Genomic DNA, 7693 nt, shown 5'->3' on the forward strand with positions numbered 1-7693 from the left:
TATATCAATTACTATAATAACGTAAGAAGAAAAGTAAATTTAAAAGGCAAGACTCCTGTTGAATACAGAAATCTTGCCTTAGGAAAATAGCTTAATCAAAAAGTTCAACTTTTTGGGTTCACTACATCACGCATGCCCTCGCTTTTTATAGTAACTAGTCTTGTACTTTATTCACAGATGCATCATAGATTGAATCGATAGACTCAGCTAAGATTTTGTCGAACTCTTCATCTGATTGGCTCACACGTAAGTCATTGATTAACGCACGTGAGAAGCTTGCGATTAAGCCGCTGTTTGTTTTTAATACTTCATTTGCGTATTCACGGCTGTAGCCCCCTGATAATGCGACAACGCGCACGACGTTTGGATGATTGATCAGTGGTTCGAATTGGTTTTTGTTCGTTGGGATTGTTAATTTTAACATCACATATTGATCTTCTTTTAACGTATCTAAGTGTGATTTAATGACGTCTGTTAAATACGCTTCAATGTCTGCTTTGTTTTCAGCGTCAATATGCACTTCAGGTTCGATGATTGGTACTAAATCACGTGTCACAATTTGTTTTGCGACGTCAAATTGTTGTTCGACGATGTCATCGATACCTTGTTTGTTGTTTTCAAGAATAAATGAGCGCATTTTCGTACCGAAGATTTTGTGTTCATGTGCACGCACTAACACTTCTTCTAAATCTGGAATAGGTTTCATCAGTTGAACACCATTTTGTTGTTCAGCTAAGCCTTTGTCGATTTTTAAGAACGGTACAATACCTTTATCCGCTAAATATTCGCCAGTATTTTTCCCTTCAACTTGACGTTCCATTGTTTGTTCGAAAAGAATCGCACCGATGACTTTATCTGATGTAAATGCAGGTGATGAGACAATGCGCGTACGCATATCATGAACAAGTTGAAACATTTCATCGTCATTTTGATATTGATCCTCTTCAATACCATAACCACGTAACGCTTTAGGAGTACTGCCACCACTTTGATCTAACGCTGCAATAAAACCTTTGCCGTTTTTAATCTTATCAAATTGCTCTTGATTCATAATTTCACTCCTCATTTCTTTTAAACTACACGTCTAGTATGCCGAAAAAAGAAAGGGCATTCAAATAATTCAAACGGGATACATGAAGCGCTAAAAAATACGATAAACTTCAATTTTTAACAAATTCATCCAATATTATGCAAATTTTAAAGGAATCGTAGAGTATCCTGTGCTATATTAATATTGTAAACGTTTTAAAAACTAAATTTAGTATTAATAGATGATGATATAGAGAGTAAGAGGGGAATTAAGATGGCTTATCAAAGTGAGTTTGCACTCGAAAATGAGGTCTTGCAACAATTAACACAACTTGGATATGAACGTGTCAATATCCATAATGTTGAACAGCTTTATGACAACTTTAGAGCGATTCTCAATGCGCGTCATAAAGAAAAGCTCAACGGCAAGCCTTTGACAGACAGTGAGTTTCAACGCTTGTTGACAGATATTAATGGTAAGAAAGTGTTTGATAGTGCGATGCAGTTACGCGATCGTTACGTATTACGCCGTGATGATGAGTCGATTGTCTACATTGAGCTCATGAATACGCGTAAATGGTCGCACAATACATTCCAAGTGACGAATCAAATTAGTGTTAAAGATAAATATAAAAGTCGCTATGATGTGACGATTTTAATGAACGGCTTACCCGTTACACAAATTGAATTAAAGCGCAGTGGTGTAGCGATTTCTGAAGCGTTTAAACAAGTGGAGCGTTACCGACGTCAAAACTTTACAGGGCTTTTCCGTTATCTTCAGTTATTTGTAGTGAGTAATAAAATGGAAACGCGCTATTTCGCGAACAGTGACCAACCACTGAGAAGTTCGCTCATGTTTTACTGGACAGATGAACATAATGAACGCATCAACTATCTGAAAGACTTTATTAATGACTTTTTAGAGCCGTGTCATTTGGCTAAAATGATCAGTCGCTACATGATCGTCAATGAAACAGACGAGACATTGATGGCACTGCGACCGTACCAAGTGTATGCAGTGGAGGCTATTTTAAAGCGCGCGCTTGAAACGAATAATAATGGATACATTTGGCACACAACAGGTAGTGGTAAAACGTTGACGTCATTTAAAGCGAGTCAATTACTGTCACAAGAAGAAAGTATTCAAAAAGTCATCTTCCTCGTGGACCGTAAAGACTTAGACAGTCAAACCTTAGCGGAATTTAATAAGTTCCAAGACGGTTCTGTCGATTTAACGGATAATACGCATAAATTATTAACACAACTCGGCGACCGTGCGCAGCCGATGATTGTGACGACGATTCAAAAGATGGCGAATGCGATTAAATCAGGACACTCGGGCATGGATCGCTATAAAGAAGATAAAGTGATTTTCATTATTGACGAATGTCACCGTACACAATTTGGAAATATGCACCGTTTAATACGTCAACATTTTAAAAACGCACAATATTTCGGATTTACCGGCACACCTCGATTTGAAGTCAATAAAAGTCAAGACGGTCGCGCAACAGCAGACATTTTTGATAAATGTTTACATTATTATTTAATTAAAGACGCGATTCGTGATGGTAACGTCCTTGGCTTTTCGGTAGAGTATCATCGAACATTTGATGCCAAGCCAAACATTGAAGACGACGATTATGTGGATGATATTAATGAATCAGAAGTATGGCATGATCCAGAACGATTAGAACTGGTTGCACGCCATATCAGTTCGAATTATTCGAAAAAAACACATCAAAAACAATATACAACGATGTTTACCGTACCAAGCATTCAGACTGCGATCGCGTATTATGATGCGTTTCAAAAATTAAAAGCAGCGGGAGCACACGACTTAAACATTACGACGATTTTTTCATTTCAACCGAATGAAGATACGAAAGAAGACGAGCATCACGAATATGCCCGTGAAGCATTGGACCGTATCATGACAGATTATAATCATATTTATGGCACACGTTACGATACGTATAATTTCGAAGGCTATTTCGCAGACGTGTCGAAACGTATGAAAGCAGTTATTCCGGGTGAAAAGATTGATATATTAATCGTCGTTGATATGTTCTTAACGGGATTCGACAGTAAAAAGTTAAATACGTTATACGTCGATCGGAACTTAAAATATCATGATTTAATTCAAGCCTATTCACGCACGAACCGTGTTGAAAAGGAGACGAAACCTTACGGCAACATCGTGTGTTATCGTGATTTGAAATATCGAACAGATGAAGCGATTGAAATCTTCTCACAAACAGATAATACCGATACCGTTTTAAGTTTATCGTACGAGGCATATTTAGATGAATTTAAATCAATATTAGACATGCTGTACCCATTAGCACCGACCCCGTTAGATGTCGATAAACTAGAATCTGAAGAAGATCAAAAAAGGTTCGTCGAGACGTTCCGTGCATTAGCCCAAACACTCGTCAAAATGAAAAGTTTTGATGCATTTACATTCGATGATTTAGGGATTTCTGAACAAACGTATGAGGACTATCAAGGCAAATACTCAAATATCTATGAAAAAGTTAAACGTCGCCCACAGTCTAAAGAAGGCGTATCTATTTTAGATGATATCGACTTTAAAATTGAGCTTATGCGCAATGACTTAATTAACGTGAAATATATTTTAGACTTAATCGCTCAAATTGATTTATCAGATCAACAAGAACGCGACAAGCAACGCCGTCAAATCCATCAACTCTTGGACAAAGCGGATGACCCTCAATTACGTTTGAAATCCGACTTAATTCGCAAGTTCATTGATGACGTTGTCCCATCACTTAAGGCAGACGCAGATATTAATGAGGCATATTATGACTATGAATCTGAAGAAAAAGAGAAAGAAATCGATCAATTCGCACAAGACTACGATATGTCAATTCAATTGATTCATAAGCTCGTGAACGAATTTGAGTATAGTGGTAACATCGATCGTAAAGAAGTGCGACAAAATATATCTGGTCCATTTATAGAACGTAAGAAAAAAACCGATCTCACAATACAATTTATTGGCGATACGGCTGAAAAATATAGCTACGTTGAATAATATTAAAAAACTCTTGTATTTCACTTTACTACAAGAGTTTTTACTGTATAGTTAAAATTGTAGTAAAAATAAAATACAAAGAGGTGAATGCGATGACCGCTTACGTCACGTACACCAATGGGTCATTGTTGAACCGTCTTGAAAGAGACACTACCGACCGCAGTATCTCGGTTCCAATATACGATCATGTCATGATGCTAGCAGATCAAGGGGTCTATCAAGAGACGGAACACGCGCCGAAATACCTCCAACTTTCACCAGACCATCAAGGGAAAATTGTGGAAGCGGGAGATATTGTGATGAACATGATGACGAGTGAATGTGCAAGAGTCAGTGCACAACACGCAGGAAGTTTACTACCATACAACTATACACTCATCACCATTGATACCACGCAACTCGACGCTGATTATGTCGTATATTGGTTTAACGCATCACACGCAGCACGGGCACAACTGAATCAATTCAGGCAAGGCGGTACGCTCGTTAAAAAACTGACATTAAGTCATTTGAAACAAGTATCCCTTGTACCCCCGTCACTCAAAACACAACAACTGATCGGTAAGATTGCGGTTTGTCGAAATCGCCAACGCTATTTATACGCTAAGAAAAATCATATATACCAACGCTTTCTAGCCACACAATTATTTAGGGAGGATTTACAACATGTCAACAACTGAAAAACAACGTCAACAACAAGCGGAACTCCAAAAGAAGTTATGGAGTATCGCTAATGACTTGCGTGGAAACATGGACGCAAGCGAATTTCGAAACTATATTTTAGGATTGATTTTCTATCGCTTCTTATCCGAAAAAACTGAACAAGAAGTGAATGAGCTACTGAAAGAAGATAACATCTCTTATGCCGAAGCATGGGAAGATGAAGAGTATCGTGAAGGCATTCATGAGGAGTTAATCCAATCGATAGGTTTCGTTGTAGAACCACATGAACTGTTTAGCCATTTGATTCGCAAGATTGAAAACCAAACATTCGAAATTGAAGATTTACATCGTGCGGTCAACCATATTGAAGAATCGACACGTGGGGAAGACAGTGAAGATGACTTTAACCATTTATTTGCGGATATGGATTTAAACTCAACACGTCTCGGTAATACGAACGAAGCACGTACAAAATTAATTGCGAAAGTCATGATGAATATCAGTGCACTACCGTTTGTACATAGTGATATTGAAATTGATATGTTAGGAGACGCGTATGAATATTTAATCGGGCAATTTGCGGCTAACGCTGGGAAAAAAGCAGGTGAATTCTATACCCCACAACAAGTCTCTAAAATTCTTGCCAAAATCGTCACAACAGACCGTCAAGACTTAAAAAGTGTCTATGACCCAACATGCGGTTCTGGATCACTCTTATTACGCGTCGGTCGTGAAGCAAATGTCCGTCATTATTACGGTCAAGAATACAACAACACGACATTTAACTTAGCCCGCATGAATATGTTGTTACACGATGTAGGATACCAACGCTTTACAATCGAGAACGGAGACACATTAGAAGACCCAGCAGTTACAAATGAGAAATTTGAAGCGGTCGTCGCAAACCCTCCATACAGTGCGAAATGGAGCGCCAACCCAGCCTTTATGGAAGACGAACGATTCAGTAACTACGGAAAACTCGCACCAAAATCGAAAGCAGACTTTGCCTTTATCCAGCATATGATTTACCACTTAGACGATAACGGTACAATGGCAGTTGTGTTACCACATGGTGTTTTATTCCGTGGCGCAGCAGAAGGACAAATCCGTCGATACTTAATTGAAGAAAAGAACTATTTAGACGCCGTAATTGGACTACCCGCAAACCTTTTCTTCGGAACAAGTATCCCAACAAGTATCATCGTCTTTAAAAAATACCGTCAAGCAGACGACACGGTACTCTTTATCGACGCATCACAATCATTTGAAAAAGGCAAAAACCAAAACCACCTATCAGACGAAGACGTCGATAAAATCGTCAACACATACCGTAACCGTGAAACCATTGATAAATTCAGCTACAACGCAACACTCGAAGAAATCAAAGACAACGACTACAACCTCAACATCCCAAGATACGTCGATACCTTTGAAGAAGAAGAACCCATCGACCTCAACCAAGTCCAACAAGAACTCAAAGCCATCGACCAAGAAATCGCCCAAGTCGAAAACGAAATCAACGACTACTTAAAACAACTAGGAGTGTTGAACGATGCCTAACACAAAACCAAACATACCAGAACTCCGCTTCCCAGAATTTGAAGGTGAGTGGGAAGAAAAGAAATTGGGGGATATAAGTAAGGAAGTAATGTACGGCATAGGGGCTTCTGCAAAAGAATATGATAAAAAAAACGTTTATGTACGTATTACTGATATAGATGAAGATAACAGAAAACTTTTAAATACCTATACCTCACCTGATTTTATTGATGATAAATATTTATTAGAAAAAAATGATATTTTATTAGCTAGAACGGGGGCGAGTACAGGTAAAAGTTATATTCATAACACATTTGATAGTAGTCTGAAGTATTATTTTGCTGGTTTTTTGATTAAGTTTAAAATTAAAAGTGATTTTTCTGCACAATTCATATATCAATATACATTGACTAGTTTTTATAAATATTGGGTCAAAATAATGTCAGTTCGTTCGGGACAACCAGGAATCAATAGTAATGAATATTCTAAGCTTTCGATTTTTATTCCTTCTTATAATGAACAAGAAAAGATTGGGGATTTCTTTTCTAAGTTAGATCGTTTGATTGAATTAGAGGAACAAAAGTTAGCCTTATTAGTGCAACAAAAGAAAGGCTATATGCAAAAGATATTTTCACAAGAATTAAGATTTAAAGATGAAAATGGTAATGAGTATCCGGAGTGGGAAGAAAGAAAGTTTAGTTATTTTATGAGCAAGCCTAAGGATTTAAAAACAGATGAGAATATAAAAAAATCGCAATTGCTAACTGTTAAATTAAATGGAAAAGGTGTTAGTAAAGCGAATACTAATAGAGCGTTAAAAATGGGTTCAACAGTGTATTATAAAAGATTTTCAGGGCAGTTCATCTATGGAAAACAAAACTTTTTTAATGGTGCTTTTGGTATTGTACCAGAATACTTAGATAATTTTTATAGTTCTGGTGACGTTCCAGCATTAAATTTAGACGATAATAAAATAATTAATGATTATTTTATTAACTTTATTTCTAGGGAAGAATATTACAGAAGAAAAGAAGCTTTTTCAGCGGGAACAGGGAGTAAGCGAATACATGAAGACACTTTATTAAATTTCAATATTGATCTACCAGTTATTGAAGAACAAAAGCAAATAGCTAAATTTTTTAATGTATTAGACAAATTAATCGAAACGCAATCTTCTAAGGTAGAGTTACTTAAACAACATAAACAAGGTTTACTACAAAAGATGTTTGTGTAATCTTTGTGAGTGTAATGCAGATAAGGAAGATAATTTGAATAAAAAAGGGGCTGGGACATAAATACAGCTCCAAAAGAACCCCGCTAAGATTCCAAATTGGATTTTAGCGGGGTTCTTTATATAATTTACACATATTGTTTCAAAAAAATAAAGCCCTCACTTATAATAAG

General features: G+C 37.0%; 6 protein-coding genes. 5 read left to right on the plus strand and 1 reads right to left on the minus strand.

Annotated elements, in window-relative coordinates:
- The first annotated feature begins 3 nt into the window (after nucleotides 1-3).
- Nucleotides 4-90, plus strand: a complete 87-nt coding sequence (locus HHH54_RS11585; protein ID WP_432813794.1) for an IS3 family transposase — start codon at nucleotides 4-6, stop codon at nucleotides 88-90.
- A gap of 64 nt (nucleotides 91-154) precedes the next feature.
- Here HHH54_RS11585 and HHH54_RS10670 read toward each other — a convergent pair whose 3' ends face one another.
- Complete coding sequence (locus HHH54_RS10670) at nucleotides 155-1051, minus strand: fructose bisphosphate aldolase (protein ID WP_198618779.1); 897 nt, start codon at nucleotides 1049-1051, stop codon at nucleotides 155-157.
- 252 nt (nucleotides 1052-1303) lie between these two features.
- Between HHH54_RS10670 and HHH54_RS10675 the strand changes: the two genes are divergently transcribed.
- From HHH54_RS10675 to HHH54_RS10690, 4 genes are all read left to right on the plus strand, one after another.
- Nucleotides 1304-4087 carry a type I restriction endonuclease subunit R gene (locus HHH54_RS10675; RefSeq protein ID WP_198618780.1) on the plus strand — a complete coding sequence of 928 codons (2784 nt, stop codon included), beginning with the start codon at nucleotides 1304-1306 and terminating at the stop codon, nucleotides 4085-4087.
- Between the two features lie 92 nt (nucleotides 4088-4179).
- Nucleotides 4180-4767 carry a restriction endonuclease subunit S domain-containing protein gene (locus HHH54_RS10680; protein WP_232796327.1) on the plus strand — a complete coding sequence of 196 codons (588 nt, stop codon included), beginning with the start codon at nucleotides 4180-4182 and terminating at the stop codon, nucleotides 4765-4767.
- Nucleotides 4754-6310 carry a type I restriction-modification system subunit M gene (locus tag HHH54_RS10685; RefSeq protein ID WP_198618782.1) on the plus strand — a complete coding sequence of 519 codons (1557 nt, stop codon included), beginning with the start codon at nucleotides 4754-4756 and terminating at the stop codon, nucleotides 6308-6310. The genes HHH54_RS10680 and HHH54_RS10685 overlap by 14 nt, the downstream gene beginning before the upstream one ends.
- Nucleotides 6303-7523: a restriction endonuclease subunit S gene (locus HHH54_RS10690; RefSeq protein WP_198618783.1), complete on the plus strand. Its 1221-nt coding sequence runs from the start codon at nucleotides 6303-6305 to the stop codon at nucleotides 7521-7523. The genes HHH54_RS10685 and HHH54_RS10690 overlap by 8 nt, the downstream gene beginning before the upstream one ends.
- Nucleotides 7524-7693: the final 170 nt, after the last annotated feature.

Source organism: Staphylococcus canis (assembly GCF_016238445.1).
In the GTDB taxonomy this organism is placed as follows: domain Bacteria; phylum Bacillota; class Bacilli; order Staphylococcales; family Staphylococcaceae; genus Staphylococcus; species Staphylococcus canis.